The 23,655-nt window shown below is 65.8% G+C and carries 25 protein-coding genes; 10 read left to right on the plus strand and 15 right to left on the minus strand.

The window, feature by feature from the left end:
- The 6 genes from E4L96_RS05085 to E4L96_RS05110 all read left to right on the plus strand — a co-directional run.
- On the plus strand, nt 1–130 hold a 130-nt coding region (locus E4L96_RS05085; protein WP_167758605.1), incomplete at its 5' end, for a CinA family protein.
- 4 nt (nt 131–134) lie between these two features.
- Nucleotides 135–1,028: a metallophosphoesterase family protein gene (locus E4L96_RS05090; protein WP_135206136.1), complete on the plus strand. Its 894-nt coding sequence runs from the start codon at nt 135–137 to the stop codon at nt 1,026–1,028.
- 56 nt (nt 1,029–1,084) lie between these two features.
- A complete protein-coding gene (locus E4L96_RS05095; protein ID WP_135206137.1) occupies nt 1,085–1,813 on the plus strand; it encodes a P-loop NTPase family protein in 729 nt (242 codons plus the stop codon).
- Between the two features lie 5 nt (nt 1,814–1,818).
- Nucleotides 1,819–2,301, plus strand: coding sequence for a hypothetical protein (locus tag E4L96_RS05100; protein WP_135206138.1), 483 nt, complete (start codon nt 1,819–1,821; stop codon nt 2,299–2,301).
- A gap of 8 nt (nt 2,302–2,309) precedes the next feature.
- On the plus strand, nt 2,310–5,132 hold the full coding sequence (locus E4L96_RS05105) for a M16 family metallopeptidase (protein ID WP_135206139.1): 2,823 nt from the start codon (nt 2,310–2,312) through the stop codon (nt 5,130–5,132).
- 2 nt (nt 5,133–5,134) lie between these two features.
- Complete coding sequence (locus tag E4L96_RS05110; protein ID WP_135206140.1) at nt 5,135–6,124, plus strand: cation diffusion facilitator family transporter; 990 nt, start codon at nt 5,135–5,137, stop codon at nt 6,122–6,124.
- 18 nt (nt 6,125–6,142) lie between these two features.
- Here E4L96_RS05110 and cysK read toward each other — a convergent pair whose 3' ends face one another.
- From cysK to tcdA, 3 genes are read right to left on the minus strand one after another with little or no spacing between them, the layout of a single operon-like run.
- On the minus strand, nt 6,143–7,072 hold the full coding sequence (cysK, locus tag E4L96_RS05115) for a cysteine synthase A (RefSeq protein ID WP_135206141.1): 930 nt from the start codon (nt 7,070–7,072) through the stop codon (nt 6,143–6,145).
- 42 nt (nt 7,073–7,114) lie between these two features.
- Complete coding sequence (locus tag E4L96_RS05120) at nt 7,115–7,645, minus strand: FKBP-type peptidyl-prolyl cis-trans isomerase (protein WP_135206142.1); 531 nt, start codon at nt 7,643–7,645, stop codon at nt 7,115–7,117.
- A 30-nt stretch (nt 7,646–7,675) separates the two neighbouring features.
- Nucleotides 7,676–8,533: a tRNA cyclic N6-threonylcarbamoyladenosine(37) synthase TcdA gene (tcdA, locus tag E4L96_RS05125; protein ID WP_135206143.1), complete on the minus strand. Its 858-nt coding sequence runs from the start codon at nt 8,531–8,533 to the stop codon at nt 7,676–7,678.
- A gap of 81 nt (nt 8,534–8,614) precedes the next feature.
- Here tcdA and pdxH point away from each other — a divergent pair, with 81 nt between their 5' ends.
- A complete protein-coding gene (gene pdxH, locus E4L96_RS05130) occupies nt 8,615–9,784 on the plus strand; it encodes a pyridoxamine 5'-phosphate oxidase (protein WP_135206144.1) in 1,170 nt (389 codons plus the stop codon).
- Nucleotides 9,785–9,817: 33 nt separating this feature from the next.
- Nucleotides 9,818–11,023 carry a class I SAM-dependent methyltransferase gene (locus E4L96_RS05135; RefSeq protein WP_135206145.1) on the plus strand — a complete coding sequence of 402 codons (1,206 nt, stop codon included), beginning with the start codon at nt 9,818–9,820 and terminating at the stop codon, nt 11,021–11,023.
- On the opposite strand, the gene msrA is transcribed toward E4L96_RS05135, so the two are convergent.
- A complete protein-coding gene (gene msrA, locus E4L96_RS05140; RefSeq protein WP_135206146.1) occupies nt 11,020–11,559 on the minus strand; it encodes a peptide-methionine (S)-S-oxide reductase MsrA in 540 nt (179 codons plus the stop codon). The genes E4L96_RS05135 and msrA overlap by 4 nt on opposite strands.
- Before the next feature lie 98 nt (nt 11,560–11,657).
- Between msrA and E4L96_RS05145 the strand changes: the two genes are divergently transcribed.
- Together E4L96_RS05145 and E4L96_RS05150 are read left to right on the plus strand one after the other, a co-directional pair.
- Nucleotides 11,658–12,167: a flavin reductase family protein gene (locus E4L96_RS05145; RefSeq protein ID WP_135206147.1), complete on the plus strand. Its 510-nt coding sequence runs from the start codon at nt 11,658–11,660 to the stop codon at nt 12,165–12,167.
- A gap of 60 nt (nt 12,168–12,227) precedes the next feature.
- Complete coding sequence (locus tag E4L96_RS05150; RefSeq protein ID WP_135206148.1) at nt 12,228–13,415, plus strand: acyl-CoA dehydrogenase; 1,188 nt, start codon at nt 12,228–12,230, stop codon at nt 13,413–13,415.
- Between the two features lie 27 nt (nt 13,416–13,442).
- Here E4L96_RS05150 and E4L96_RS05155 read toward each other — a convergent pair whose 3' ends face one another.
- The 11 genes from E4L96_RS05155 to E4L96_RS05205 all read right to left on the minus strand — a co-directional run bounded on the left by E4L96_RS05155 (nt 13,443) and on the right by E4L96_RS05205 (nt 23,644).
- Nucleotides 13,443–13,826 (minus strand): VOC family protein, encoded by a 384-nt coding sequence (locus E4L96_RS05155; RefSeq protein WP_135206149.1) that lies wholly within the window; start codon nt 13,824–13,826, stop codon nt 13,443–13,445.
- A gap of 134 nt (nt 13,827–13,960) precedes the next feature.
- Nucleotides 13,961–14,380 carry a hypothetical protein gene (locus E4L96_RS05160; RefSeq protein ID WP_135206150.1) on the minus strand — a complete coding sequence of 140 codons (420 nt, stop codon included), beginning with the start codon at nt 14,378–14,380 and terminating at the stop codon, nt 13,961–13,963.
- Nucleotides 14,381–14,439: 59 nt separating this feature from the next.
- Nucleotides 14,440–15,087 (minus strand): hypothetical protein, encoded by a 648-nt coding sequence (locus E4L96_RS05165; protein ID WP_135206151.1) that lies wholly within the window; start codon nt 15,085–15,087, stop codon nt 14,440–14,442.
- A 729-nt stretch (nt 15,088–15,816) separates the two neighbouring features.
- Nucleotides 15,817–16,500, minus strand: coding sequence for an OmpW/AlkL family protein (locus E4L96_RS05170; protein WP_135206152.1), 684 nt, complete (start codon nt 16,498–16,500; stop codon nt 15,817–15,819).
- A 57-nt stretch (nt 16,501–16,557) separates the two neighbouring features.
- Nucleotides 16,558–17,937 carry an SGNH/GDSL hydrolase family protein gene (locus E4L96_RS05175; RefSeq protein ID WP_135206153.1) on the minus strand — a complete coding sequence of 460 codons (1,380 nt, stop codon included), beginning with the start codon at nt 17,935–17,937 and terminating at the stop codon, nt 16,558–16,560.
- A 153-nt stretch (nt 17,938–18,090) separates the two neighbouring features.
- Nucleotides 18,091–19,605 (minus strand): alpha/beta hydrolase, encoded by a 1,515-nt coding sequence (locus E4L96_RS05180; protein WP_135206154.1) that lies wholly within the window; start codon nt 19,603–19,605, stop codon nt 18,091–18,093.
- A 9-nt stretch (nt 19,606–19,614) separates the two neighbouring features.
- A complete protein-coding gene (locus tag E4L96_RS05185) occupies nt 19,615–20,661 on the minus strand; it encodes an L-threonylcarbamoyladenylate synthase (protein WP_135206155.1) in 1,047 nt (348 codons plus the stop codon).
- Nucleotides 20,658–21,860 (minus strand): 5-(carboxyamino)imidazole ribonucleotide synthase, encoded by a 1,203-nt coding sequence (locus E4L96_RS05190; protein WP_135206156.1) that lies wholly within the window; start codon nt 21,858–21,860, stop codon nt 20,658–20,660. The genes E4L96_RS05185 and E4L96_RS05190 overlap by 4 nt, the downstream gene beginning before the upstream one ends.
- Nucleotides 21,861–21,866: 6 nt before the next feature.
- The gene (gene purE, locus E4L96_RS05195; RefSeq protein ID WP_135206157.1) at nt 21,867–22,364 is read right to left on the minus strand and encodes a 5-(carboxyamino)imidazole ribonucleotide mutase; all 498 of its coding nucleotides are present in this window, start codon (nt 22,362–22,364) and stop codon (nt 21,867–21,869) included.
- The gene (locus tag E4L96_RS05200; protein ID WP_135206158.1) at nt 22,357–23,259 is read right to left on the minus strand and encodes a phosphoribosylaminoimidazolesuccinocarboxamide synthase; all 903 of its coding nucleotides are present in this window, start codon (nt 23,257–23,259) and stop codon (nt 22,357–22,359) included. The genes purE and E4L96_RS05200 overlap by 8 nt, the downstream gene beginning before the upstream one ends.
- 16 nt (nt 23,260–23,275) lie before the next feature.
- A complete protein-coding gene (locus E4L96_RS05205) occupies nt 23,276–23,644 on the minus strand; it encodes a GFA family protein (RefSeq protein WP_167758606.1) in 369 nt (122 codons plus the stop codon).
- Nucleotides 23,645–23,655 lie beyond the last annotated feature (11 nt).

Consider the following 23,655-nt stretch of genomic DNA (forward strand, 5'->3'; position numbering starts at 1 on the left):
GGTGTGCTTCGCCTGGGCGCGCGGCGACCAGGTGCGCACCGAGCGCCTGGTGTTCCAGGGCGACCGCCAGGCGGTGCGCGAACAGACCGTCCGCCACGCGCTGCAAGGCCTGCTGCGCTTCATCGAATAAGCGGATGGGCCGCTCCGCCATCCATACCCTCCTTTCCTGCGTTGGGTTGCTCGCCGCCCTGCCCGCGATGGCCGCGGCGGCGCCGGTCACGGTCTACGCGGCCGGCGACATCGGCTACTGCGAATTCCGCGCGCCGCTGGTCTCCCCGGCGGCGGCCACCGCGGCCCTGGTCGAACGCGAACTGGCACGCGATCCTGCGGCCGCCGTGCTGACGATGGGCGACAACGTCTACCAGCGCGGCACCGGCAACGAATTCGCCACCTGCTATGAGCCGACCTGGGGCCGCTTCAAGTCCCGCACCTGGCCCTCGCCCGGCAACCGTGAATACGCCACGGCGCAAGGCGCCCCCTACTTCGCGTACTTCGGCAAGCCCGCGTACTACAGCTTTGAGCTGGGCAGCTGGCACCTGGTCTCCCTGGACAGCAACCTGCAGGGCGAAGCGCACCAGCGCCAGCTCGCATGGCTGAAGGCCGACCTGGCCGCCCACCCCGCCCGCTGCACCCTCGCCTACTGGCACCATCCGCTGTATAGTTCCGGCGGCCATGGCAACGTGGAGCACATGCGGGAGGCGTGGCAGATCCTGTACGACGCCGGCGCCGAGATCGTGCTGGCCGGGCATGACCATGACTACGAGCGCTTCGCCAAGCAGGATGCGCACGGCCGCCGCGACGACGCGCGAGGCATTCGCGAGTTCGTGGTCGGCACCGGCGGCGCCTACATGACGCCTTTCCTGTGGCTGCGCCAGCACAGCGAGCGGCGCGACAACAACCGCACCGGCGTGCTGCGCCTGCGGCTGGACGCGGACCGCTACGCGTGGGAGTTCCTGGAAGCGTCCTACGATGGGCTGGCGGAACGCAGCATGTCGCCGCCGGACCGGGGCAGCGCCGCGTGTCATTAGTGTAAGCAGTACCTCAATCGTAAGCAGTACCTCAATCAGTACGATCGGAGCATTCGATGCAGAACACGGTTCACTTCATCCTGCAGGGCAAAGGCGGCATCGGCAAGACCCTGGTCTCGACCATCCTGGCGCAATGGCTGGCGCAAAAGAGCGACGCTCCCCTGCGCTGCTACGACACCGACCAGGAGAACGCGACCTTCCTGCGCTACAAGGCCCTGGACGTGAAGCACATCCCGGTGATGACCGAGAACCGCATCATCGACCCCAAGCGCTTCGACGCGCTGATGATCGACATGCTGGAAGAGGACTGCAACGCGGTGGTGGACAACGGCGCCAACACCTTCTCGCCGCTCATGAGCTATCTGCTGGAGAACGACTGCTTCGAGCTGCTGCGGGAGTCTGGGCGCAAGGTGTACATCCATTCGATCGTGGGCGGCGGGGATACGCTGCATGACACGGCCACCGGCTTCGTCTCGACGGCCAAGTCGACCGACGTGCCGCTGGTGCTGTGGGAGAACGAGCACTTCGGGAAGCTGCAGTCGGCGTCCGGCAAGCAGTTCACGGAATCGCAGACCTATATTGACAACGCGGCGCGCATGGTGGGGCGGGTGGTGCTCCACCAGCGCAATGCCGACACCTTCGGCGCGGACATCAAGAAAATGAATACGGCGCGGCTGACCATCGACGAGGTGAAGGGTAGCGACAAGTTCAATGTGATGGAGAAGCAGCGCGTGAAGGTGGTCTTCAAGGACCTGTTCGAACAGCTGGATTCCATCGACTGGTAAGCGCCATGGACCAGCTCAAACTGCGTAGCCTGGTGTTCGAAAAGACGGGCGTCAAGATCGACGTGGACGACCCGGTGTTCGCGCTGGTGGCCCTGAACGAGGCGGTGCTGGAGGAAGCGGTCGAGCGCCACGTCGCCCAGATCGACGCCGCCACGCGCGAGCTGATCGCCACCACCGGCGCCACCCCGCCTGCGCCTGCACGCTCCGAGGCTCCGGCGCAGCCAGTCGCCAGCCCCCGCACCGCGGGCGGGTTGCCGCAGCCGGTCATGCTGGCCGCTGGCACCGCGGTCGGCGCGGCTGTGCTGACGCTCCTGGGCCAGGCGCTGTTCTTCAAGCCGCAGCCGATCCCGGCGCCCATCGTGCAAGCCCGGGAGCTGACCGCCGCACAAACGGCCGCCCTGCGCGACGCCGAAAAACTGAACCGCATCGTCGAGAAGCTGGACGCCAAGACGCGTGCCCTGATCAAGTCCGAAATGCAGAAGCCCTGAGGCCTCCTATGAAACCCACGAACCTGCTGGCCCTTCCCGCGCTGGTCGCCGCCCTGTACGGCAGCACCCTGGCCCTCCCCGCTCACGCGGACGCGCCACCCCCAAGCGCCGCCGCGAACAACCCGCTCGCCATCCCATTCGAGAAGTACACCCTCCCCAACGGCCTGGAAGTCATCCTCGTCGAGAACCACAAGCTCCCGATCGTGGCCGTCAACATCTGGTATCACGTCGGCCCCGCGAACGAGGCGCCCGGCCTGACCGGCTTTGCCCACCTGTTCGAGCACATGATGTTCGCCGCCACCAAGCACGTGCCGCGCGGCCTGGCCGACAAGCTGCTGGAAGGCGCCGGCGCCACCGACTCCAACGGCAGCACGGACTTCGACCGCACCAACTACTTCGACACCGTGCCCTCCAACCAGCTGGAGCTGGCCCTGTGGACCCACTCGGACCGCATGGGCTATCTGCTCGATGTGCTGGACCAGACCGCCCTGTCGAACCAGCAGGACGTGGTGCGCAACGAACGCCGCCAGAGCGTGGAGAACCGTCCGTATGGCCTGGCCACGGAAGCGCTGTTCCACAACCTGTTCCCGAAAACCCACCCCTACTATGCCTCGGTGATCGGCTCCCACGCCGACATCCAGAACGCCAAGCTGTCCGACGTGCGCGAATTCTTCGAGCGCTACTACGGCCCAAATAACGCGAGCCTGGTGATCGCGGGCGACATCGACAAGGCGAAGACGAAGAAGCTGGTGGCCAGATACTTCGGCACCTTCAAGCGCGGCGCGGACGTGCCGAAACCGAGCGTCGCCACGCCGCCGCTCACCCAGGAACGCCGCGTCACGGTGCAGGACCAGGTCGAGCTGCCGCGCGTCTACCTCGGCTGGCTCACGCCGCAAGCCTTCCAGCCGGGCGACGCCGCGCTGTCGATCGCCGCGCAGATCCTTGGCGGCGGCAAGTCGAGCCGCTTGTATAAATCGCTGGTGTACGACAAGCAGATCGCCCAGGACATGAGCGCGACCCAGAATTCGCTGGCACTGCAGTCGGTGTTCGACATCGAGAGCACCGCGCGCCCCGGCCACACCACCCAGGAGCTGGAGGCGGCCATCGACGCCGAGCTGGCGGACTTGGTGGCGAAAGGCCCGACCGAGCGCGAAATGGAGCGGGCCCGCAACGTGATCGAAACCGCGATGCTGGGCTCCGTGGAAAAGCTGGGCGGGAACGGCCTGGCCAACCAGATGAACCAGTACAACCAGTACACCGGCGACCCGGGCTATCTGCCGAAGGACCTGGCGCGCTACCGCGCCGTGACCGCGGCGGACGTGCAGCAGGCCGTGCGCCAGTACCTGCGCAAGGACGCGCGCGTGGTGGTGGAAGCGGTGCCAGGCAAGAAGGACCTGGGCGCCGAGGTGCCGACGCCCGCACCGTCCAAAGCCAAGCCACAGCCGGGCAAGGCCCTGAACGCAGACGAGAAATGGCGCTACGCGCCGCCCAAGGCCGGCCCCGCGCCTTCGTTCACGCTGCCGAAGGGCCAGTCCTTCACGCTGCCGAATGGCCTGACCGTGATCCACCACTACAACCCCGCCCTGCCGCTGGTGTCGGCGGAGCTGGTGCTCAAGGCCGGGTCGGAAGCGAATCCGGTCGCCAAGCCTGGCCTCGCGGGCTACACCGCGCAGCTGCTGGAAGAAGGCACCGTCAGCCGCAACGCGCTGCAGATCGCGGACGAGGTGGCGCAGCTGGGCGCCCAGCTCGATACCGGCAGCTCGCCCGACGAGGCGCAGATCGGCGTGGTGGCCCTCAAGGCCAACTTCGGCAAGGCGCTGGACATCGTGGCCGACCTGGCCCAGCACCCGGCGTTTCCGGACGCGGAAGTGGAGCGCCAGCGCGCCAGCCGCCTGGGCGAACTGGCGCAGCTGCGCGACATTCCGGGCGCGGTGGCGGGCACGGTCAGTGCGGCGGTCCTGTATGGGCCGCAGCACCCGTACGGCTATCCGGAAATCGGCACCGAAGCGTCGATCAAGGCGACCGCGCGCGCCGAGCTGCTGGACTTCTGGAAGCGCTACTACGTGCCGAACAACGCGGCGCTGGTGGTCTCCGGCGACATCCAGCAGGACGAGCTGAAGGCGCTGGTGCAGGAGCGCTTCGGCGCCTGGGCACGCGCCGATGTGCCAGCCACGCAGGCGGGTGCCATCAAGCCTGCCGATGCGAAGGTCTACCTGGTCGACAAGCCGGGTTCACCGCAGACCTATTTGCGCCTCGCCACGCAAGGCCCGGCGCGTAACACGCCCGACTATCCGGCGCTGCAGGTGATGAACGCGGCCTTCGGTGGCCTGTTCACCAGCCGCCTGAATACCAACCTGCGCGAGGTGAAGGGCTACAGCTACGGCATCTACTCGCGCTTCCTGTACCGCCGCGGACCGGGTTCCTTCGTGGTCGCGGGCTCGGTGCGAACCGATGTCACCGGGCCGGCGCTGGACGAGGCGTTCAAGGAAGCCAACGGCATGCGCGCCAAACCGCTCGGCGCCAAGGAGCTGGCGTATGCGAAGAACTCGCAGATCCTGTCGTTGCCGGGCCTCTTCGAGACCAACCAGGCCATCGGTGGCAGCCTGGCCAACACCTGGGTCTACGGCCTGCCGCTGGATTACTATTCGACCCTGCCGCAGCAGTTCGGCGGCGTGACGGCCGGGCAGGTGCAGGATGCGGCCAAGCGCTATCTCGATCCGGCGCGGCTGGTCGTGATCGGGGTGGGCGACAAGAAGGTGATCCAGCCGCAGATCGATAAACTCAAGCTCGGGCCGGTGCAGGAACGGGACGCGGACGGGCAGGTACGCTGACGATGGGCGGTTCGCATCACCACGATCACGATCACGACCATGACCACAGTCGTGACCACGGCGGTCATGGCCACGATCACGGCCACCATGGTCACGGCCACCACCATCACCACGAGGTGACGGCGGACGCCGGCAAGACCTTCATCCTCGCCATCGTCCTCAACGCCATTTTCGTGGTGGTGGAATTCGGCTACGGCTTCGTCGCCAACTCCACCGCGCTGATGGCCGATGCGGGCCACAACCTGTCGGACGTACTGGGTCTGGTCTTTGCCTGGGGTGCGGCGCTGCTGTCGCGCGCCCGGCCGGGCGGGCGCTTCACCTACGGCTACCGCGGCTCCTCCATCCTTGCGGCATTGATCAATTCACTGCTGCTGATGCTTGCCTGCGGCGCCATCGGGTGGGAAGCGGTGCGCCGCTTCGGGCATCCGGATGAAGTGGCGGGAACCACGGTGTCGGTGGTCGCGGGCATCGGCATCCTGGTCAACGGCCTGTCGGCCTGGCTGTTCGCGCGCGAGGCCAAGGAGGACATCAACGTGCGCGGCGCCTACCTGCACATGGCGGCCGACGCAGCGATCTCGTTCGGCGTGCTGGTGTCGGGCGCGCTGATCGCCTACAGCGGGTGGAAGTGGATCGACCCGGCGGTCAGCCTGGTGATCGTGGCGATCATCGTGATCACCACCTGGGACCTGCTGCGCGAATCGCTGAAGATGGCGATGGCGGCGGCGCCCGAATCGGTGAACGTGGACGAAGTGCGGGAATGGCTGGCGCAGCGCCCCGGCGTGGTAGACGTGCACGACCTGCACATCTGGGCCATGAGCACCACCGAGACCGCGCTCACCGCACACCTGGTGATGCCGCAGGGGTATCCCGGCGACGAAGCGCTGGACCTCATCGCCGCCGAGCTGCGGGAGCACTACAAGATCGGGCACTGCACGCTGCAGGTCGAGCAGGGCACGACCAACCACGCCTGCGTGCTGCACCCGCACGACTGAGCCGGTGAAGCGAGAGCTTCAACCGGCCAGGTTCGCGTACAGCGCCGTCGACAGATCGCGCTCGCCGAACGAGGGGATCACGCAGACGATCACCTTGCCGGCGTTTTCCGGCCGCGCCGCCACCTGCTGCGCGGCCCACAGCGCGGCGCCGGACGAGATCCCGACCAGCAGGCCTTCCAGCCGCGCCGCGGCGCGCGCGGTCTCGAACGCGTCCTCGTTCTTCACGGTGACGATTTCGTCGTAGATGTGAGTGTTGAGCACCTGCGGCACGAAGCCCGCGCCGATGCCCTGGATGGGGTGCGGCCCCTTGGTGCCGCGCGAGAGGATGGGCGAGGCATCCGGCTCCACCGCCACCACCTGGAACGACGGCTTGCGCGCCTTGATCGCCTCGCCGACGCCGGTGATGGTGCCGCCGGTGCCGATGCCCGCCACGAGAATGTCAACCTGGCCGTCGGTGTCGCGCCAGATCTCCTCCGCCGTGGTGCGGCGGTGGACTTCCGGATTGGCGGGATTGTTGAACTGCTGCGGCATGAAGCACTTCGGGTTCTCGGCCACCAGTTCCTCGGCCTTGCGGATGGCGCCCAGCATGCCTTCCGTGCCTGGCGTGAGCACCAGCTCCGCGCCGTAGGCACGCAGCAGCATGCGGCGCTCCTGGCTCATCGTATCCGGCATCACCAGCTTGCAGCGGTAGCCGCGCGCCGCGCACACCATCGCGAGGGCGATGCCGGTGTTGCCGCTGGTGGGTTCAACGATGATGGTGTCGGCGTTGATCTTGCCGGCCTGCTCGGCCGCCTCGATCATCGCGAGGCCGATGCGGTCCTTGACGCTGTGCGCCGGGTTCTGGAACTCCAGCTTGGCCAGCAGCTGCGCCGGCCCGCTGTACAGCCGCCGGATGCGCACCAGCGGGGTGTTGCCGATCAATTCAGTCACATCGTTTGCGATCTTCACGTCTCTCTCCCCATCTGGTGCACACGGCCAAGCCGGTTGGACTTATTTCACGTCGAGCAGTTCCACGTCGAAGATCAGGTCGCTGTCTGGCGGAATCGCACCGCCGCCCGCGCCCTTCTTGCCGTAGGCGAGGTCCGAAGGAATGATCAGAGTGCGCTTACCGCCCACCTTCATGCCTTGCACGCCTTGGTCCCAGCCCTTGATCACGCGCCCCGCGCCGAGCGGGAACTCGAGCGGCTGGCCGCGGTCCAGCGAGGAGTCGAACTTCTTGCCCTTGTGGCCCTTGGCCAGCGGCTTGTAGAACCAGCCGGTGTAGTGGACGCTGACGATCTTGCCCGCCATCGCTTCCTTGCCGGTGCCGACCTTGCTGTCGATGATCTCGATCTTCGGGCCCTGCGGCGCCTCGTTGGCGGCCGGCGGCGGCGCCTGGGTTTGCGGCTCGGCGGTGGCCTGGGCCGAGGTCACGGAGGCGGCGGTCGCTGCGGGCGCAGCGGTGGCCTGGCCCTCCTGGGCGTTGGCCTGGGCGGCGAAAGCGGAGAGCAGCAGGGCGAACAATGCGGTACGTCGGATCATGTCGGTACAGTCCTCAGAAAAGAGAAAAAACTATGATAGCAAGGCCGCCACCGGATGGGCAGCCTTGTCGGCCAGCTTGTTCAGCACACGGCTGACGGCGACCATGCCGAAGGTGGCGGTCACCACCATCGCCGAGCCGAAGCCCGCGCAGTTCAGGCCCGCCACGCCGCCGCTGCGGTCGTCGCCATCGATGGAGCAGGATGCTTCGTCGCCCTCGGGGAATTTCAGCGGCTCCATCGAGAACACGGCGTCGATGTGGAAGTTGTTCTTCGAGCCGCGCGGGAAGCCATGCTCGTTGCGCAGCTTCTTGCGGACCTTGGCCAGAAGAGGTTCCTGCTCGGTCTTGGACAGGTCGCGCAACTGGATCTTGGTGGGGTCGGTTTGGCCGCCCGCACCGCCGATGGTGATCAAGGGAATGCCCTGCTTGTGGCAGTAGGCGATCAGCGCGGTCTTGGCCTTCACGCTGTCAATGGCATCGATCACGTAGTCGAAGCCGTGGTTGCCGATGAACTGGTCCAGGTTGTCGAACGCCACGAAATCCTCGACCAGCTTGACCTGGCAGGCCGGATTGATGTCCGCGATGCGGCGCGCCAGCGCGTCGATCTTGGGCATGCCGATGGTGGAGGTCAGCGCCTGGATCTGGCGGTTGATGTTGGACTCGGCCACGTTGTCCAGGTCGATCAGCGTCAGCTGGCCGATGGCGCTGCGGGCCAGCGCCTCCACCGCCCACGAACCGACGCCGCCGACGCCCACCACGCACACGTGCGCGGACTGGAAGCGCTCCAGGGCGCGCCGCCCGTACAGGCGGGCGATGCCGCCGAAGCGGCGCTCGTAGTCGATCTCGTCATCCGCCAGTGCTGGCGGCGGGGTGGTGCTCGCGGTATCCATGGCGGGCATTGTAGCGGACCGGCCTGCCGCTTCGGCGCGAAAGTCTTAAAATGGAGATGTTCTCCTTACAAGAGCCTCCTCATGAATCTCCTCGACACCGCTCCCGGCTTTGATCAGCCCATCGCCGTCCTCAAGCACTGCCACGACCGCATCCGCAAGCAGCTGGCTACCCTGCAGAAGCTGCTGGCCCACCTGCCCCGCTACGGCGCCGACCCGGAAGCCCAGCAGGCCGCGCTCGCCGTGCTCAAGTACTTCGACAAGGCGGCGCCGCTGCACCATGACGACGAGGAGCAGGACCTGATGCCGATGCTGCAAGCCACCGCGCAGGGCGAGGACCAGGCCGCGCTGGAACAGCACGGGCCGCAGATCCTGGCCGACCACCGGCAGATGGAAGCGCTGTGGCAGCGTCTGCACGCGCAGCTGACGGCGGTGGCGTCCGGCGCCTCGGCCAACCTGTCGCCGGTGGACGTGAACGAATTCGCGGGCCTGTACGGGCGCCACATGCTGGTCGAGGAAACCCATATCGCGCCGATGGCCAAGCGCCTGTTCAGCGCCACCCAGATGGCGGACCTGGGCCACGCCATGCAGGTGCGGCGCGGCATCGTACCCGCCGGCGAGCGGGTGGCGGCGATGCGCAAGGACTACGAGCGTGCGCAGCTGTCCGAAACCGATGTGGATGCCGACCCCGTCAAGCAGTTCGAGACCTGGTTCGAGGAAGCACTGAAGGCGGCGGTGGACGAACCGAACGCGATGGCCCTGTCCACCGTGGACGCGGACGGACGGCCCAGCTCGCGCATCGTGCTGGTCAAGCAGTTCGATGCACGCGGCTTTACGTGGTACACCAACTACGACAGCCAGAAAGGTCAACAATTGTGCGCCAACCCCCATGCCGCGTTGCTATTCTTCTGGAGGGAGCTGGAACGCCAGGTCCGCATTGAAGGCAAGGTGGAGCGCACGTCGGCCGAGGAGAGCGATACCTATTTCGCCAGCCGCCCGCTGAACAGCCGCCTGTCGGCGATCGCGTCCCAGCAAAGCCGGCCAATCGCGAGCCGCTCCGACCTGGAGCGGCATTACGAGGAAGCCGCGGCCCAGTACGGCGAACAGCCGCCGCGGCCGGCGCACTGGGGCGGGTACCGCCTGGTCCCCGAGCGCGTCGAATTCTGGCAGGGCCGGACATCCCGGTTCCACGACCGGATCGTCTACACCCGCCAGCCGGACGGCAGCTGGACCCGGCAGCGTTTGCAACCATGACGGGGGCGCGCGTGCGCCCCACACGGAGGATGCATGTTCGACCTCGCCCGCCTCGGTTCCTGGACCAACGATATCCGCAGCCAGGTGGCGCTGCCGCTGCGGGTGGATCTGTGGAACGGCCAGCGCTTCGACTTTTCCCCTGAACCGCCGCGCGTGGAAATCAGGGTGCCCGGGCCGGGTGCCCTGCGCTACCTGCTTTCGCCGTCGCTGTACAACCTCGGCAAGGCCTACGTCGAAGGCGCGATCGAAGTCACCGGGCGCGCGTCCGACATGATCAATGTGGTCAATGCGCTGGCGCGCACCTCGCTCAAGGCGGAGGGCAAGCTGGGGCGGTTCATCCGCTCCTTCCACAGCCACTCCCGCAAGCAGGACAAGGCGGCCATCCAGTACCACTACGACGTCTCCAACGAGTTCTACCAGGCCTTTCTCGATCCGGCGATGGTGTATTCCTGCGCCTATTTCGAGACCGGCACCGAGGACCTGGCGACCGCCCAGGTCAAGAAGATCGACCACATCCTGAACAAGATCGCGCTGCGGCCCGGGCAGACGCTGCTGGACATCGGCTGCGGCTGGGGTGCGCTGGCGATCCGCGCCGCCGAGAAGTACGGCGCGCGCTGCGTGGGCATCACCCTGTCCGAGAACCAGGCGGCGCTGGCGCGCGAGCGGGTGCGCCAGCAAGGGCTGGAGAGCCGCATCGAGATCCGCCTGCAGGACTACCGGGACGTGAGCGGCCAGTTCGACCGCATCACCTCAGTGGGCATGTTCGAGCACGTGGGGCGGGCCAACCTGCCGGAGTACTTCCGCATCATCCACCGGCTGCTGGCGCCGGACGGGCTGGCCATGAACCACGGGATCACCACCACCGATGTCGGCGGCGGCGAGACGCCCTACGGCGGCGGCCAATTCATCGAGGAGTATGTATTCCCGCACGGGGAGCTGGTGCACCTGTCGACCGTGATCCAGGCCATGCAGCAGGGCGGGCTGGAAGTACGGGACGTGGAAAACCTGCGGCGCCACTACGCGCGCACCTGCGCGGCGTGGACCGAGAACTTCGAGAACCATGCGGAGCAGATCCGGGGCCTGGTGGATCCGAAGAAGTTCCGGATCTGGCATGTGTACCTGGCGGGGTGCAGCTATGCCTTCGCGCATGACCTGATCAGCTTGTATCAGGTCGTCTGCGGGAAGGCGGGCATGGATCCGGCGAACCACCCGTGGTCGCGCCGGTACATGTATCACTAGGCCGACTTCAGTTTGCCGGCAAAGGTCTTGCGGAACTTGGTCACCTTCGGTGCCACCACGAAGGCGCAGTAGCCCTGCAGCGGGTGCTGCGCGAAGTAGTTCTGGTGGTAGTCCTCGGCCTTGTACCAGGTCTGCGCGGCCTGGATCTGGGTGACGATGGGCGCATCCCATACGGCCGCCATCTCCGCCATCACCTGGCGCGCGGTCGCTTCCTGCTCCGGCGTCTCAAAGAAGATCACCGAGCGGTACTGGGTGCCGACGTCGTTGCCCTGCCGGTTGAGCGTGGTCGGGTCGTGGATCGTGAAGAAGATCTCCAGGATGTCGCGGTAGGAAATCACCGCCGGGTCGAACTCGAGCTTCACCACCTCGGCGTGCCCGGTGCTGCCGGTGCACACGTCCTCATAGGTGGGGCTGGCCGCATGCCCGCCCATGTAGCCGGACTCGACCTTGGTCACGCCCTTCACTTCCAGGTACACGGCCTCCACGCACCAGAAGCATCCGCCCCCCAGCACGGCCGTTTCGGTCGCTGTCGTCATCTCATCCTCTGTGGAAAAATTGCTCAAGGTCTACTCTAATCCAAACCCGGCGCGGGTGCACCTGAACTGGCATAATGACGGCAAACACCCATGCTTCCATGAATACCAGCTCACCCCGCGCAGAATCGCGCGAGTTCGACTCCGGCCAGTTCCGCCGCGCGCTCTCCCAGTTTGCCACCGGCGTCACGGTCATCACCACACGGTTGGCCGACGGCAGCTTCCGGGGCCTGACCGCGAGCTCGTTCAATTCCGTCTCGCTCAATCCGCCGCTGGTGCTGTGGAGCCTGGGCAGCCAGGCCAACAGCCTGCCCATCTTCAGCGGCAATTCCCACTACGTGATCAACGTGCTGAGCGCCGACCAGGCCTACCTGGCGGAGCGCTTTTCGCGCCGTACCGACAACCCGTTCGGCGGTGTCGAATACGAACTGTCGCGCACCGGGCAGCCCATCCTCAAGGGTGCCTCGGCGTGGTTCGAATGCCACAACCGCAGCCGCTATCCGGAGGGTGACCACGTCATCTTCGTGGGCGAAGTCGAGCACTGCGAGTTCCGCGACCAGCCGTCGCTGGTTTTCCACGCCGGACGGTTCAGCAGCACGCAATCGCGCTAAAATGGCGGATTGCCAAATCCGTCTATACAACCTTTTCTCATACAACCATAAGAGACATCTATGAACGCGACCCGCAAGGCCCAGTTCCATTGGGACGACCCGCTCCTGCTCAACGACCAGCTCACCGATGACGAACGCATGGTGCGCGATGCCGCCGCCGCCTACTGCACCGACAAGCTGCAGCCGCGCATCCTGGAGGCGTTCCGCCACGAGCGCATGGACACCTCGGTGTTCCGCGAGATGGGCGAACTGGGCCTGCTGGGCCCGACCATTCCCGAGCAGTACGGCGGCCCGGGCCTGAACTACGTGGCCTACGGCCTGATCGCGCGCGAAGTGGAGCGCGTGGACTCGGGCTACCGCTCGATGATGAGCGTGCAGAGCTCGCTGGTGATGGTGCCGATCTATGAATTCGGTACCGAAGAGCAAAAGCAGAAGTACCTGCCCAAGCTGGCCACCGGCGAGTGGATCGGCTGCTTCGGCCTGACCGAGCCGAACCATGGCTCCGACCCGGGCTCGATGGTCACCCGCGCGCGCAAGGTGGACGGCGGCTATGCGCTGACTGGCTCCAAGATGTGGATCACCAATTCGCCGGTGGCGGACGTGTTCGTGGTCTGGGCGAAGGACGATGAAGGCGCGATCCGCGGCTTCGTGCTGGAGAAGGGCTGGAAGGGCCTGAGCGCACCGGCAATCCACGGCAAGTTCGGCCTGCGCGCTTCGGTCACCGGCGAGATCGTGATGGACAATGTGTTCGTGCCGGAAGAGAACGCCTTCCCGGACGTGCGCGGCCTGAAGGGTCCGTTCACCTGCCTGAACTCGGCGCGCTACGGCATCGCCTGGGGCGCCATGGGTGCGGCGGAAGCGTGCTGGCACACCGCGCGCCAGTACACGCTGGACCGCCAGCAGTTCGGCCGTCCGCTGGCCGCCAACCAGCTGGTGCAGAAGAAGCTGGCCGACATGATGACCGAGATCACCCTGGGCCTGCAGGGCTGCCTGCGGCTGGGGCGCATGAAGGACGAAGGCACGGCCGCGGTCGAGATCACGTCGATCATGAAGCGCAATTCCTGCGGCAAGGCGCTGGACATCGCGCGCGTGGCCCGCGACATGCTGGGCGGGAACGGTATCTCGGACGAGTTCGGCATCGTGCGCCACATGGTGAACCTGGAGGTGGTCAACACCTACGAGGGCACGCACGACATCCACGCGCTGATCCTCGGCCGGGCGATGACCGGGATTCAGGCGTTCTCGTAATTGTCTTGATTTGACCGGCGGCGCTGCTCAGCCGCTCACGATGCTGAGCACGTTGCCGTCCGGGTCCTTGAACCACGCGGTCTTCATGCCGGCCGCGCTGTAGACGTCGCCTTCGCGCGTCAGGGCCGGCAGATCGTAGTGTTCGAACCGCACGCCGCGCGCCTTCAGGTCCGCGGCGATTTTTTCGACCTCTTCGGGCGCGCCCACGCTCCATACCATGGCGGTGGCCCGATTGGTACCCGCGTACTCCGACTTGTAAACGTTGAAGCGGGTGCCGCCGCTGCGGTACACGGCCACCATGTCCCCCAGCGTCGCCTGGCGCTCGAACCCGAGCACGCCCTCATAGAACCGCGCCGCCGCGGCCACATCCTTCACCGCCAGCATCGCCACCGCATCCTTATCGCTCAGCATGGTGCGCTCCTCCACATGGTTGGGTGAACGCAGGATAGGCGCACGCGCCGCGCCATGGCGCACGCAAAGAAAAAGGGCGGGCACCCTGCGGTGCGCCGCCCCCAACCCGATACCTTTCGCACAAGCACCGCCAATCAGTCTGGGTACGTCCGCAAAAGATGCTCGCGAAACGTCGGCCATTGCTCCGGCACACTGGTGTGGGCCAAGGCTTCTTTGTGCCGCTCGACGAGTGCATCGATGGCGCCGACGTAGCGGCTAGTCCGGTCCTCCAGCGATTGACGATGTAGCGATGAGATAAGTTCGCCAGGACTCAGAGCAGGCTCCAGAGCGGGCGTCAGCGCCGGAAATCCGGCGAAGGTCTGCGGGTGAGCGATAGCCAACATCCGCAACACCGCTTCTCCAATGTAGTCGCAGGCCCCCCTATAGCCGTATCCCGCCAGCTGGGCGAGCCCGTTATCGATCCAATTGAGGATCAGACCGTCAGCACGGGAGATCAATACGACCGGCTCGCCATCGCGTTCGGTCAGTCCTAGGGTCAATTTTGGTTCTTTCATTTTGAAGAGCTCCGTCTTGCGCCGACCCGAACAGTAAGCCAAGCCGACCGGTTTTTCAATCAGGGTGCCGGATGAGCGCCATAGTCCGTCAACCTGTCTGCAGTGCGAAAACACGCATACATCTTTTCGTTTGCAATGCCTTCGCAGACTTTGTACTCACGGTATTGGTATTTTGGGGGGTATCTGACCTTACACACATCGATATCAACTCGATTATTTCTGACACAGATTTCGTCGAGCTCTGCTTTCGTCTTACCACTGGTTTCGCTGTTAGGCCCCCGATCATTGTCAGGGGGATCTTGTCCGTCGCTACAGAAAATGCCAGCCCAGTTACACCAACTCTGAGGGAACCAAGGCCGCGGACCGCGGGGCAGCTGCTCAACCACCGGCGGCGGTGGCCGTTCGCCCCGGACGCACACCGTGACGATGGGACTGACCACACATGGATTAGGAGCGGCGGCGAGTTCTTCGTTCGAGACGTTGGGAGGAAGCTCCGGAATGACCTCGATGCTGAGATCAACCAAGGAGCTCGTGGAAAAAGCAGGTATATCGCCGACGTCGCTTGGAACCGGTGCAGGGGCGTGAATTTCAATGACCGGAATATCTCCACCGCCGCCCGGACTGCTATCGTCACCCGCAGGGTCCCACAGATTGTCCTCATCTATCGGCGATTCGGGCTGCGGCGTAGAAGCATGCTGAGCCAGCATAGCTCGTCGTATGGCTTTCGTTGCAAGGTTCAAAGCTGCTTGGAACCGAAGAGCTCCACGCCCTTTTGAATCGGGTGCCCCAGGCACGCCTCGTGTACGCGTGAACGTCAGAGCCATGTAATGACCTGGCAGGGACCAAGCATCAATAGTCACTCCTCTAGGGATGGTTGCGCCGATGCGAGCACAGCGGAACACTGTTCCGTCGAATGCACATACATCTGCAGTCCGGCCGTCGTCTTCGATCAGAAGCGATAGTGAGGTGTTAGCGGGAAGGTCGGGCGAATCGTCGACATCAGCGCCGGCGCGTAGGTTATCTGCCAAAGTCGGTGGCGACGGCGGACGCACCGTGGCGGACCGTGCAATCGATCCAAAACGAGGCGGCAATTGCGCGTGCCGGCATAGCGGTACTTTGCTTTGCTCGATTGGTACGCAGACTTGTAGAGTCCGCCCACTGGCTTGAATTGGTAGGAGGTGAAATGGAACCGTACCAGCGCGCGCAATGGCGCAAACGCTATTCATGAGCGCTACCCCAGCAAGTAGAGTGACCAGCGTCGAACGTTTCATAAAGCGTCCTTTCGAAAAAGAAAACGCTCTATTGTTCGACCTCGGGAACTACCGAGGCTTGGGGACGAACAACCCGATCCGCTTTGAAAACGTCAAAGCAGACCGCACATGAAAAAGGGCGGGCACCTTGCGGTGCGCCGCCCTGCTCTGAGCCTCAGGCGAGGCTTAGAACTTGTAGCCGATGCCGAAGTTCACGCCCACCGGGTCCAGCTTCATGTCCTGGGTCTGGCCGCTGGAGAAGTGGACCTTGGTCTTCAGCCAGGTCTTGGTCACGCCCAGGTCAGCAAACCAGCGCTCGCTGAAGTTCACGGCCACGCCAAGCTGCGCGGTGCCGGTGAACTTGTTATCGATCTCGAAGGTGGTCGGCGGGCCGCCCACGTTGGTCAGGGCGGTCAGCGCGCCCGAGCCGGTGGTCTTGCGGAACCAGGCGTAGGTCAGACCGGCGCCCACGTACGGACGCACCATCGATTTCGGATCGAAGAAGCGGTATTGCGCGAACAGGGTCGGCGGCAGGGCCTGCACTTCGCCCAGCTTGCCGGTGCCGGCGATCGCGTCGGCGCCGAAAATCTCGTGCTTGTACGGCAGGCCGAGCGCGGTCTCGACCGAGATGTTGTCGGTGATGCCATAGGTGACCACCAGGATAGGTTCGGTGTCGCCGCTGATGTCGGCCTTGGAATTCGGCAGCGCCGGCGCGGTTACGTTGCCGCTTTCCACTTTCGGGGTCAGTTTGTTGACGCCGGCCTTCAGGGTCCACTGGCCGGCGCTTTGCGCCTGGGCGCCGGAGGCGGCCACCAGCGCGGCGGTCACGGCCACCAGCTTGATCAATGCGTTTGCTTTCATGACTTTCATGTTATCTCCAGGTTCTTATTGGGGTGCGGCGCGCCGCAGCGCACCGCCCGCATCGAATTACAGCCAGCCCTTGACGACCATTTGCTCTGCGACGTACCGCGCGATCAGCGAGTGCTCGTACGGAGTCGGATGCACGTCGTCGGCAAACAGGTAGTGGCTGACATCACCGGAGATCAGATTGGTCTGGTTGCAACCCATCGAGCTATCGCCGAAGGCGTTGTGGCCGCAAGCCGGGGTGGTCACGTTGGTCAGGCCGTACGGGCCCGGGTTGACGGACTGGTCATCCGACAGGGTGAACAGGTCGACGTACAGGACCTTGGTCTCGCCCGACAGGCCGGCCTTCAGCGCGGCGTTGAAGGCTTGCGCCATCGCCTTGATCAGGGCCTGGGTGCCCGCGTCCTTGGCCTTGGCCGACGGCGAGATCGACACGTCCGGCAGGTTGTTCACCACCACGTAGTTGGCGCCCTTGCCGATGATCTGGGTCTTGACCAGGTTGGCCAGTTCGGTCCCGGCTTGCGCCATCAGCGGCACGTTTTCCGGGCCGTGGGCGGCGGCGTAGTCCGCGCCGGCCTTGGCACCGGCGGCAGCGCCGGCCGCCTGGGCGTCCGCGGTCACTTTCGCGACGATCGGACCGTACACGGCCGGAGTCGCCAGCGACGGATCGGCACCCGCGCCGATCGCGGCGCCGATGGCGGCAGTCACAATTTCGGTCTGGGTCTTGCCGGCCGCAGCAGCGGTCTGGACCGCCTGGCCGATGGCTTGCGCGCCGGTGGCCGGGTTCGGGGTCTTGGCGGCGAACTGCGTCACGAGACCGGTGGCGAAAGCCTGGTTGCCGGCCGCGGTGCCAGCGGCGGTGCCGGCCGCGGTCGCGGCGGCGGACAGCTGGCCCAGCAGCATCAGTTCGTCGTTACCACCGGCCATCACCATCACCACTTCGGTGCCGGAGAACTTGCCGCCCACCTTGGCCAGGTGGTTCTGGATCTGGGTGACCACCGGCACGGTCAGCGCGCCGATCGGGTCGCCGGTCAGGCGGTTGTGCGGGCCCACCGGGTTGGTGACGCGCGCGCCGCCTTGGGCGTAGTTGAAGCAGCTGGCGTTGTTGACCACCGGGACGGCGAACGCGCCGGTGCCGTTCAGGCCTTGCTGAGCCGGGCAGTCCGCCGGCAGGCCGAACTGGGCGGCCGTGTATTCAGTCCAGATCTTGCCGGACAGGGCCGGGTCGGAGCCCGTGCCATTGATCGTGAATTTGCCACCGCCCGCCGCTTTCACCGGGCCCACCGCATACGTGCCGACGTCGGCCAGCGAATCGCCGAAGGTCACCTGGTTCGTGAATTTGGTCTTGAGGGTCTGGTCTCCGGCATCCTGGCTGCTACCACCGCCGCAAGCCGTCAGAACGGCTGCCGCGAGTGCGGCCAGCACGAATTTGGTTTGACGCATTATGTCTCCTGGAAAACGAACTTGTTGTTAACGAACGCCCGTGCTATTCGCTTTCCTACTAATATGCCAGTCTTCTCACACCTTGTATAGAGTAAAAGTTTCGTCAAACGTATTTTGATAGTCGTCAAGACAACAGTCATAAGTCCGGGGCCGTTATTTGCTGTCGAAGTAGTCCCGCGCGACCATGATGCAGAAGGGCGGGACCAGCCCCGCGTGGTAGTTCTGCTGTACCGCCTGGTCGGCCAGCTGGCCCGCCTGCTGGGCCTGGATGCGCAGCGCTTCCTTGGCGGCCAGGAAGGCCAGTTTCGGGTTCCGGTACGGGTCGTTCAAAGCCGGATGGTCGTCGATATTCACCTGGGTCAGCAGGGCTCCGTCCATCGCGCTGTTGCGGAAGTAGCTAGACAGGCGGTTGGTGTTCTCGTACGGCACGGTCGGGTCGTTCTCCCCGCCGCACAGCAGCGTCGGCACCGTGGGCACAAAGGTGCGCAGGTCGTTGGCGCGCGTGAACTTGCGCAGCGCATTGCCGGGGCTGCAGGCCAGCGGCTGCGTCAGGCTGGTGTCGCAGGGGTTGGCCTGCAGGTCGGCCAGGTAGGACGTGCGGTAGGAACTGCGCACCAGGTTGCCGGTGCCGAAGAACTGGCCGTAGCCCGCCGCCTGCGGCTGCGAGTCGGCGGCGAACAGCGTCTGCACTGGCAGCTTGCCGCTGCCGTACAGCTCGGACAACGTGCGCGTGCCGGGCAGCAGCGCGTCGATGCCGTTGGCGTAGGGGTCTTCGTAGATCTCGCTGGCCGACACGTTGTAGACCTTGGCGCCCGCGTGCTGCGCGCCCGATGTCAGCAGCGGCAGGAAGTAGCTGATGCCGAAGGTCGGTGCGCCGCCGAAGATGCGGTCCCCCATCCATTCCAGCGCGTACGGGCCGGACAGGCCAGCCAGCGCGGTCACCTTGAATTCGCTTGCGAAGTTCTGCTGCATCGCACGTTCGGTGGCGACAGCCACGTGCCCGCCCTGCGAGTAGCCGGTGACGAACAGCTTGGTGGAAGCACTGGCGCCGATCGGCGCGAAGGCCGTGCGCGCGGCGCGCAGGGCGTCCACCATGTCGTTGGCCTGTGCGTCAGCCACCAGGTAAGGATGGTAGGCCAGCGACGAGCCACCATAGCCGGTGTAGTTGGGTGCCACCACCAGGTAGCCCTGGGCCGCGAACATGGCGGCCACCACGCGCGCTTCGTTCCAGGTATTCAGGCTCGCCATGTCGAAGGCCTTTTCGACCGAGGTGCCGTGGGCGTACAGCAGGACCGGGCGCGGGCCGGAGCATTGCGGCGCAGTGCCGGACGGGACCATCACGGCGGCGGTGCCGTCCGTGTTCTCATTGGCGGCACCGACGGTCTGGTACTTGATGCGGTAGATGGACAGCGCGCATTTGGGCTTGCCCGTGATCTGCGTGGTGCCGCCCTGCAGCCCTTCCAGGTAGCTCTCGAAGGCCGCAGGTTCGACCTTGGCCTGTGCCGTGCCGTTGACGGTCAGCGGCACATTGACGGCGCTGCCGACCAGCGCGCCGCGCGTGACGGTGACCGGGGGCTCGGGCGCGGTCGCGCCGCCGGAATGCCCGTTGCCCCCTCCACCGCAGGCAACCAGGAACAAGGACAGGATGAGCGGTGGCAGGTGGCGCATGGCAGTCTCCTATGAACTGGGCGGCGCGCTGGGCGCGGTGTGATTGAGCAGGCCGTGGACGATGCCGGTGGAACCGTGAGCGGCCCGCCGCAGGCGGTCGTTCACTCCGAGCCAGGCATCCGTGCGCGGCGGTGACTCGACGAGGATAACATCGGCCCCGGCGTTGTCCATCGCGCGCAGTGACGCATACAACGCATGGGCGAAGCCCTCGGGCTGCGCGGGCAGGCGGATCGCCGGGCCTGCGTGAGCAAAGTCCGAATAGTGAATCAGCGCGGTCTGACGGTTCTGCTGCTGGAAAGTCTGAAGCGTCTGGCGCAGGGTCTCGGTGTCCTGCATCGCCACCGGCGTATGCGGCGCGTAGTGCGATTCCAGGGTGCCGGAGGCGCGCGGGGCGGCGGCATCCGGCGCCACCGGCAGCATGTCGATGACGGCGGCGATGGCTTCCGCGCCGATGTGGCCGGGGCGCAGCAGCACCGGGCCATGGGTGGCGAGGCGGGACATGTCGACGATGGTGGATTCGATGCCGACCTCGGACTGGCCGCCTTCCAGGATCAGGGCGACCGTGCCGTCCGCGCCGAATTCGTCGCGCACATGCTGGGCGGTGGTGGGGCTGACGGCGCCGAACTTGTTGGCCGAGGGTGCGGCCACGCCGCCCTGCCCTTTTTTGAAAGCACGCAGCAGCGCGATCGCCACCGGGTGCGAGGGGCAGCGCACGCCGACCGTGTCCTGGCCGCCGCTGACGGCATCCGGAATGCCCGGGGCGCGCTTGAGGATCATGGTCAGGGGGCCGGGCCAGAAGGCCGCGGCCAGCTGGTGGGCCTGCGGGGGAATGTCCGTGGCCCAGTGTTCGAGCTTGCCCTCGGGGGCGATGTGCACGATCACCGGGTGGTCCTGCGGGCGGCCCTTCGCGGCGTAGATCTTTGCAACCGCTTGCGGGTTCTCGGCGTCCGCACCGAGGCCGTACACGGTCTCGGTGGGCAGCGCCACCAGCTCGCCCTGTTCGAGCAGGCGAGCGGCGGCGTCGATGGCCGCCTGGTCGATCGGCTGCGTGCTCATACCGGTGCGGCGATGTGCAGGATGGCGCAGGCCGCGTTGAGCTGTGCCTGGGCTTCCGCCAGCGTGGGCGCGACGAAGGTCACGTGGCCCATCTTGCGGCCGCGGCGCGGGTCGTCCTTGCCGTACAGGTGCAGGTTGGCCCCGGGCAGCGCCAGCACGAGGTCCCACGCGGGTTCGCGCGGCTTGTCGGCACCTTCCTCGAACCACACGTCGCCGAGGATGTTGAGCATGACGGCGGGCGAATGCTGGCGCACGTCGCCCAGCGGCAGGCGCGCCATGGCGCGGACCTGCTGCGCGAACTGGCTGGTCACGCAGGCGTCGATGGTGTAATGGCCGCTGTTGTGCGGGCGCGGTGCCATCTCGTTGACGACCAGCGAGCCGTCGGTGAGCACAAAGAATTCGATGCACAGCACACCCACGTAGCCCAGCTGCTGCACGATGGCGCGCGCGGCGTCCTGCGCTTTTTGCGCGCACTCCGCGCTCACGTTCGGGCCGGGGACGGTGGTGGTGAACAGGATGCCGTCGCGGTGCACGTTCTCGGCGATCGGGTAAACCACCGAGCTGCCGTCGGCGCCCCGTGCCGTCAGCACAGAAACTTCGTAGGCCAGCGGCAGCATCTTCTCGAGCAGGCAGGTGACCTGGCCCATCTCGGCGAAGGCGGCACGCACGTCGTCGCGGGTGCGCACGCGCACCTGGCCCTTGCCGTCGTAGCCCATGCGGACGGTCTTCAGGATGCCGGGCAGGAGCTGGTCTTCGATGGCATCGATATCGTCGTTCGAGGCGATCACCTTGTGCGGGGCAGGCATGACGCCTGACAGCGGCGCCGATTCGACGAAGAAGCGCTTTTCGGCGATGCGGTCTTGGGCGATCGAGACGCAATGCGCGTTCGGCGCCACGAAAGTGCGGGTGCCGAGGTACTCCATGCTGTCCGCGGGGACGTTCTCGAATTCGGTGGTCACGGCCTTGCACTGCGCGGCCAGTTCGGCCAGGGCGGCACCTTCGCTGTAGCCGGCGTCGATCATGCGCTCGGCGACCTGGCCTGCTGGGCAGTCGCGCGACGGCTCCAGGACCACGACCTTGTAGCCCATGGCTTGTGCGGCCTGGGCGAACATGCGGCCTAGCTGGCCGCCGCCCATCACGCCGAGCCAGGCGGCTTTCTTTGCGGCGGGGAGAATTGGTGGGTACTGCGAATCTGTCATGCTGATTTAACCTGGCAAGGTCATGGCCTTGGCGGCGGCGGTTTGTTTGCTGCGGAAGTCTTCCAGCTTGGCGGCCATCGCGTCGTCGGTGGCGGCCAGCATGGCGACGGCGGTGAGCGCGGCGTTGGCGGCACCGGCCTCGCCGATCGCGAAGGTCGATACCGGCACGCCCTTCGGCATCTGCACGATGGACAGCAGCGAGTCCTCGCCGCGCAGGTAGCGCGACGGGACCGGCACGCCGAGCACCGGCACAATGGTCTTCGCTGCGATCATCCCCGGCAGATGCGCCGCACCGCCGGCGCCGGCGATGATGGCGCGCAGGCCGCGGCCACGAGCGGCTTCGGCATACGCGAACATCTCGTCCGGCATGCGGTGTGCGGACACCACTCGCGCCTCATACGCCACGCCAAATTCCTTGAGGATGGCGACCGCATGCTGCATCACGTCCCAGTCGGACGAAGAGCCCATCACGACGCCAACCACCGGTTTGCTCTGATCAGACATCCAGCTTCTCTCCGGTCAGGCGCTCGACGGCTTCCAGGTACTTGGCCTTGGTGCGCGCGATGATCTCGGCCGGAATGCGCGGCGACGGCGCCTTCTTGTTCCAGTCCTTCAGCGTCTCCAGGTAGTCGCGCACGAACTGCTTGTCGTACGACGGCGGCGACATGCCGACCTGGTAGCTCTCCACAGGCCAGAAGCGCGAGGAATCCGGCGTCAGGATCTCGTCGATCAAATACACCTTGCCGTCCGCGTCCTGCCCGAACTCGAACTTGGTGTCGGCGATGATGATGCCGCGCTCTTTCGCATACGCGGCAGCCTCGGAATACAGCTTGATCGCGTAGTCGCGCACCTGGGTGGCCACGTCCGCGCCGACGATCTTCTGTGCTTCTTCGAACGAGATATTCTCGTCATGCTGGCCCGCCGGGGCCTTGGTGGACGGCGTGAACAGCACCTGCGGCAGCTGCTGCGCTTCCTGCAGGCCGGCCGGGAGCTCGATGCCGCACAGGTTCCCGGTCTGCTGGTAGTCCTTCCAGCCGGAGCCGATCAGGTAGCCGCGCACGATGGCTTCGATGCCCAGCGGCTTGAACTTCTTGACCACGATGGCGCGGCCTTCGACCTGCGCGCGCTCTTCCGGCGCCACCACGCTCACCGGATCGATCCCGGTTTCGTGGTTCGGCATCAGGTCAGCGAATTTGCGGAACCAGAAGTTCGACATCGCGGTGAGGATCTTGCCCTTGTTGGGGATCGGATCTTCGAGAATCACGTCGAAGGCGGACAGGCGGTCGGTCTGGATGACCAGCAGCTTGTCCTCGCCTACGGCGTAGATGTCGCGCACCTTCCCGCGATGCAGGAAGGGCAGCGATTTCAGGTTCGTTTCAAGTACTCCAGACGCAGACATCATCAATCCTTAGTTTTTAGGGAATCCAGGCCGGCTTCGTATCCAGGTGCAAGTCGCGCGTGACCAAGCCTTCGTAGGGCGTATCGAAAGTGCCCATCGCGACCGCGATGCGGTCCGCGGCCTCGGTGGTGGTCCAGCCGATGTTCGATCCGCACACCTTGCAGAAGCTGCGGTCCACGCCCGGCGACGACGCGTAGTGCGCCAGCGCGTCCTCACCCTGGGTGATGACGAAATCCGCGCGCGCCGCGTTGGCGTAGGGCGCGTACGCCGCGCCGTGCTGCTTCTGGCACATGGTGCACCAGCAGCGGCTGGTGCGGGCGATGGGGCCACGGATCTCCCAATGGACCGCGCCGCACAGGCAGGAACCTCGATATTCAGTGCTCATAAACGAAAAGC

Origin of the sequence: Zemynaea arenosa (assembly GCF_004614185.1) — a bacterium.
GTDB lineage: Bacteria > Pseudomonadota > Gammaproteobacteria > Burkholderiales > Burkholderiaceae_D > Telluria > Telluria arenosa.

What these genes read in the sequence shown, in the direction of transcription:
- E4L96_RS05090 (WP_135206136.1), top strand. Translation starts at nt 135, where the DNA reads ATGGGCCGCTCCGCCATCCATACCCTCCTTTCCTGCGTTGGGTTGCTC.
- E4L96_RS05095 (WP_135206137.1), top strand. Translation starts at nt 1,085, where the DNA reads ATGCAGAACACGGTTCACTTCATCCTGCAGGGCAAAGGCGGCATCGGC.
- E4L96_RS05100 (WP_135206138.1), top strand. Translation starts at nt 1,819, where the DNA reads ATGGACCAGCTCAAACTGCGTAGCCTGGTGTTCGAAAAGACGGGCGTC.
- E4L96_RS05105 (WP_135206139.1), top strand. Translation starts at nt 2,310, where the DNA reads ATGAAACCCACGAACCTGCTGGCCCTTCCCGCGCTGGTCGCCGCCCTG.
- E4L96_RS05110 (WP_135206140.1), top strand. Translation starts at nt 5,135, where the DNA reads ATGGGCGGTTCGCATCACCACGATCACGATCACGACCATGACCACAGT.
- E4L96_RS05120 (WP_135206142.1), bottom strand. Translation starts at nt 7,645, where the DNA reads ATGATCCGACGTACCGCATTGTTCGCCCTGCTGCTCTCCGCTTTCGCC.
- tcdA (WP_135206143.1), bottom strand. Translation starts at nt 8,533, where the DNA reads ATGGATACCGCGAGCACCACCCCGCCGCCAGCACTGGCGGATGACGAG.
- pdxH (WP_135206144.1), top strand. Translation starts at nt 8,615, where the DNA reads ATGAATCTCCTCGACACCGCTCCCGGCTTTGATCAGCCCATCGCCGTC.
- E4L96_RS05135 (WP_135206145.1), top strand. Translation starts at nt 9,818, where the DNA reads ATGTTCGACCTCGCCCGCCTCGGTTCCTGGACCAACGATATCCGCAGC.
- msrA (WP_135206146.1), bottom strand. Translation starts at nt 11,559, where the DNA reads ATGACGACAGCGACCGAAACGGCCGTGCTGGGGGGCGGATGCTTCTGG.
- E4L96_RS05145 (WP_135206147.1), top strand. Translation starts at nt 11,658, where the DNA reads ATGAATACCAGCTCACCCCGCGCAGAATCGCGCGAGTTCGACTCCGGC.
- E4L96_RS05150 (WP_135206148.1), top strand. Translation starts at nt 12,228, where the DNA reads ATGAACGCGACCCGCAAGGCCCAGTTCCATTGGGACGACCCGCTCCTG.
- E4L96_RS05155 (WP_135206149.1), bottom strand. Translation starts at nt 13,826, where the DNA reads ATGCTGAGCGATAAGGATGCGGTGGCGATGCTGGCGGTGAAGGATGTG.
- E4L96_RS05160 (WP_135206150.1), bottom strand. Translation starts at nt 14,380, where the DNA reads ATGAAAGAACCAAAATTGACCCTAGGACTGACCGAACGCGATGGCGAG.
- E4L96_RS05165 (WP_135206151.1), bottom strand. Translation starts at nt 15,087, where the DNA reads ATGCTGGCTCAGCATGCTTCTACGCCGCAGCCCGAATCGCCGATAGAT.
- E4L96_RS05170 (WP_135206152.1), bottom strand. Translation starts at nt 16,500, where the DNA reads ATGAAAGTCATGAAAGCAAACGCATTGATCAAGCTGGTGGCCGTGACC.
- E4L96_RS05175 (WP_135206153.1), bottom strand. Translation starts at nt 17,937, where the DNA reads ATGCGTCAAACCAAATTCGTGCTGGCCGCACTCGCGGCAGCCGTTCTG.
- E4L96_RS05180 (WP_135206154.1), bottom strand. Translation starts at nt 19,605, where the DNA reads ATGCGCCACCTGCCACCGCTCATCCTGTCCTTGTTCCTGGTTGCCTGC.
- E4L96_RS05185 (WP_135206155.1), bottom strand. Translation starts at nt 20,661, where the DNA reads ATGAGCACGCAGCCGATCGACCAGGCGGCCATCGACGCCGCCGCTCGC.
- E4L96_RS05190 (WP_135206156.1), bottom strand. Translation starts at nt 21,860, where the DNA reads ATGACAGATTCGCAGTACCCACCAATTCTCCCCGCCGCAAAGAAAGCC.
- purE (WP_135206157.1), bottom strand. Translation starts at nt 22,364, where the DNA reads ATGTCTGATCAGAGCAAACCGGTGGTTGGCGTCGTGATGGGCTCTTCG.
- E4L96_RS05200 (WP_135206158.1), bottom strand. Translation starts at nt 23,259, where the DNA reads ATGTCTGCGTCTGGAGTACTTGAAACGAACCTGAAATCGCTGCCCTTC.
- E4L96_RS05205 (WP_167758606.1), bottom strand. Translation starts at nt 23,644, where the DNA reads ATGAGCACTGAATATCGAGGTTCCTGCCTGTGCGGCGCGGTCCATTGG.